The organism is Elioraea sp., from assembly GCF_051860475.1.
Lineage (GTDB): Bacteria > Pseudomonadota > Alphaproteobacteria > Acetobacterales > Acetobacteraceae > Elioraea.
Genome location: NZ_JBHYDW010000248.1, coordinates 1 through 3,403, shown reverse-complemented (window position 1 = coordinate 3,403; position 3,403 = coordinate 1). Strand labels below are relative to the sequence as shown.

Below are 3,403 nucleotides of genomic sequence, written 5' to 3'. Positions count from 1 at the left end.
GCGAGCACGCGGCGACGATCAAGGGCGTGAGCTTTGCGCTCGAACCGGGCGAGAGCCTCGCGGTGATCGGGCCGTCGGCGGCCGGCAAGACCACGCTGATCCGGCTGCTGATCGGCGTGCTGGAGCCGACCGCCGGTACCGTCCGGCTGGGCGGGGCGAACGTCTACACCTGGATGCGCGAGGATGTCGGCCGCCACATCGGCTACCTGCCGCAGGACGTCGAGCTGTTCGATGGCACGGTGCTGGAGAACATCGCGCGCATGGGCACGCCGGATGCCGACGCGGTGTTCGCGGCCGCCGAGCTTGCGGGCTGCCACGAGATGATCCTGCGCCTGCCGAAGGACTACCGCACCGAGATCGGCGAGGGCGGCACGTTCCTCTCTGCCGGCCAGCGGCAGATGATCGGGTTGGCCCGTGCGCTCTATGGGCGTCCGAAGCTGGTGGTGCTGGACGAGCCGAACAGCAATCTCGATGGCGAAGGCGAGTCCAGCCTGCTGCGCGCGCTCGCGGCGCTGAAGGAGCAGGGCACGACGGTGGTGCTGGTGTCGCACCGTCCGGCGCTGGTGCAGGGCGTGGACAAGGTGGCGATCCTGCGGGAGGGCATGATCGAGCAGTTCGGGCCGCGGACGGAGGTGCTGAAGCGCGTGCTGCGGCCGGCACAGGTGACCGGACCTGCCGAACCATCGCGGCCGGATGAGCAGAGGGCAGCGGAATGACGACGGCGCCACGGCACGAGGTCGTTGCACTGGGCGGGCGCAGCCTGGCGCCGGTTGGGCTCGGCTCCCTCGGCGCGGCCGAGGACACCGCGCCGCCGCCGCGCCCGCCGACGGGTGGGGCGACGTTGCTTGGCATCGCGGTGCTCGCGGTGCTGCTCGGCGGCTTCGGCAGCTGGGCTGCACTCGCGCCGCTGGCTGAGGCTGCCGCGGGGCCGGGTGTGATCACGGTGGAGGGCAACCGCCGCGCCGTGCAGCACCTGGAGGGCGGGATCATCCGCGAGATCCTGGTGCGCGACGGCGACCGCGTCGCGGCGGGGCAGGTCCTGATGCGCCTCGACGACATTCAGGCCGGCGCGCAGCTCGTCACGTTGCTCGCCCAGCGCGCGGCGTTGCTCGCCCACGATGCGCGCCTGTCGGCGGAACTCGCTTCGGCGGATCGGATCGCTTGGCCTCCCGAGCTGGCCGGAGGGGCGGGCGACCCACGCATCGCCGATCTGCTGACCGGCCAGACCGCGCTGTTCGTCAGCCGCCAGACGGCGTTCGCCAGCGCGCGCGCAGTGCTCGAGGCGCGGATGGAACAGCTGCGCGCGCAGATTGCCTCGGCGCAGAGCCAGATCGGCTCGCATGACCGGCAGATCGCCCTGATCCGCGATGAGATGCGCGGGGTGGCGGAGCTGCTCCGGCTCGGGCTGGAGCGGCGGCCGCGGCTGCTCGCCTTGCAGCGTGCCGAGGCGAGCCTGATCGGCAATCGCGATGATCTGGTCTCGCAGATCGCCCGTTCCGAGGCGGGCCTCGCCGAGACCGCAGCGCAGTTGCAGGCGCAGGCGGATCAGCGCGCGGCCGAGATCAGCCTGGAGCAGCGCCAGGTGCGCGATCGGCTGGTGGAGATCGAGGAGCGGTTGCGCGAGGCGCGCGACGTCGCCACCCGGCGCGAGATCGTCGCGCCGATCGCCGGCACGGTGCTGAACCTGCGCTTTTTCACCATCGGCGGTGTGGTCCGGCCGGGCGAGCCGGTGCTGGAGATTGTGCCGGCCGAGGACCGTCTGATCGCCGAGGTGCTGATCCAGCCGACCGATATCGACGTGGTGCGGCCGGGACTTCAGGCCGAGGTGCGGCTGCCGGCGTTCAAGCAGCGCCTTGCCCCGTTCCTGAACGGCCGGGTCGTGTTCGTCTCGGCCGATGCGGTGTTCGACGAGCGGCTGCGGGCGAGCATGTACCGCGCGCACGTGACGATCGACGAGGCCGAGCTCAGCCGGCTGGACGGCGTGCTGCTGACGCCGGGCATGCCGGTCGAGGTGATGATCCTGGTCGGCGAGCGGACCGTGTGGCAGTACCTGACGCAGCCGCTGCGCGACAGCTTCGTGCGGGCCTTCCGCGAGCAGTAGCCCGTTCGTTGCCCGACTTTATCATGGGAGAGTGACTGATGGCCGACCGACTGCCGGTTCTGTTCTGCGATGGCATCATCGAGGCGAATGTGACGCATGGCGTGGTGCGGATCACGCTTGGCCAGGTGGGCGGCGACGGCAAGCCGGTGCCGTGCGGGCAGCTGATCCTGCCGCTGACGCAGCTTCCGGGGACGGCCACCGCGGTCGCGAACCTGGTCAAGCAGGTGCAGGAGAAGATCAAGGAGGCTGCGGAGAAGACGCAGGCCACCAACGCCTCATCCGCGCCGTCGGCCTTCAAGTTCTCCTGACGGCCAAACTGATCCGTTGCTGCGTCCCTACATTTCCCGTGAAGCTGCTTCGCAAACGCCTATGTCGGGACAGCCCGACGCGGTCGAATGGAAGGGGCACGAAAGGAGGTGCGGCATGGCGGCTGAGAACGCGAGAAGTTCATCGACGAAACGGATGCGTTCGGAGCGCTTGCCCGGCCGGAAGCCTGGGCCGGCTCAGCGCGAGGAGTTCCTGCGCATCTGGGACGCAGTCGATGACAACGGACGCAAGATGCTCCTGTTCATCGCGCGGGGCATTTTGCGCGAGCAAGGATTGGTTCCGGCTCCAACACCGCTGGTGCTGACTGATCGCGTCCTCTGAGGTGTCAGGTTCAGAATGAACGCACGAAAGGCCCCGCCGGCGCCCCGGGGGACGGCCGGCGGGGCCGGAGCGGCGAAGCGGGAAGCGGGATCAGGCGAGGCGGAAGACGGCTCCGTCGTGCACCGCGGTGACGAGCGCGGAGGCGGCGAGATCGCCGGGGTCGAGCTCGACCGTGCCGTCGCCCTTGCGGATGGCCACCGCGCCGAGCCCGTCGATCGCGAGCGTGGCGGCGCCGGTATTGGCGATCAGCTCGGCATCGGCGATCGCACCGTAGCGCAGCGCCTCGCCGGTCAGCCGCTCCAGACCCTCCCGCCCCTGGGCGAGGAACGGGATCAGCCGCTGGCCGAGCCGGTCGCCGAACACCTCGGTGGCGATGCGCGCCCGCTCGGCCGGGTTCTCGACCGCGGCAATGCGGTCGGCGATGTCGGCGAGCACGCCCTCGGTCGCGCGCGCGTTGCCGGAGGCGTCCAGGAACGCGACGCCGATGCGCCGGAACGCCTCCTCCGCCTGCCGCCCGCCGGTCGCGGCATCGCCGATCCGGCGCGTGAGGATCGCGAGCCCACGGTCGAGCTCCTCGTTCCGCAGCCCGACTTCGATCGCGGCGAAGCGGAACGCCTGCAAGGCATCTGTCGAGACGCCGGCCTGATCGGCGAG

The 3,403-nt window shown here is 70.8% G+C and carries 5 protein-coding genes; 4 read left to right on the top strand and 1 reads right to left on the bottom strand.

Annotated elements, in window-relative coordinates:
• From ACTIFU_RS23205 to ACTIFU_RS23190, 4 genes are all read left to right on the top strand, one after another.
• Positions 1–716 (top strand): ATP-binding cassette domain-containing protein (locus ACTIFU_RS23205; protein ID WP_439580696.1); only part of this gene is annotated, 716 nt, incomplete at its 5' end.
• Entirely contained in the window at positions 713–2,101 is a 1,389-nt protein-coding gene (locus ACTIFU_RS23200; protein WP_439580695.1) for an HlyD family type I secretion periplasmic adaptor subunit, read from the top strand. The genes ACTIFU_RS23205 and ACTIFU_RS23200, both read left to right, overlap by 4 nt.
• A gap of 38 nt (positions 2,102–2,139) precedes the next feature.
• Positions 2,140–2,409 (top strand): hypothetical protein, encoded by a 270-nt coding sequence (locus tag ACTIFU_RS23195; RefSeq protein WP_439580694.1) that lies wholly within the window; start codon positions 2,140–2,142, stop codon positions 2,407–2,409.
• Between the two features lie 115 nt (positions 2,410–2,524).
• Complete coding sequence (locus ACTIFU_RS23190) at positions 2,525–2,749, top strand: hypothetical protein (RefSeq protein ID WP_439580693.1); 225 nt, start codon at positions 2,525–2,527, stop codon at positions 2,747–2,749.
• A gap of 90 nt (positions 2,750–2,839) precedes the next feature.
• On the opposite strand, the gene ACTIFU_RS23185 is transcribed toward ACTIFU_RS23190, so the two are convergent.
• Positions 2,840–3,403 (bottom strand): hypothetical protein (locus ACTIFU_RS23185; RefSeq protein ID WP_439580692.1); only part of this gene is annotated, 564 nt, incomplete at its 5' end.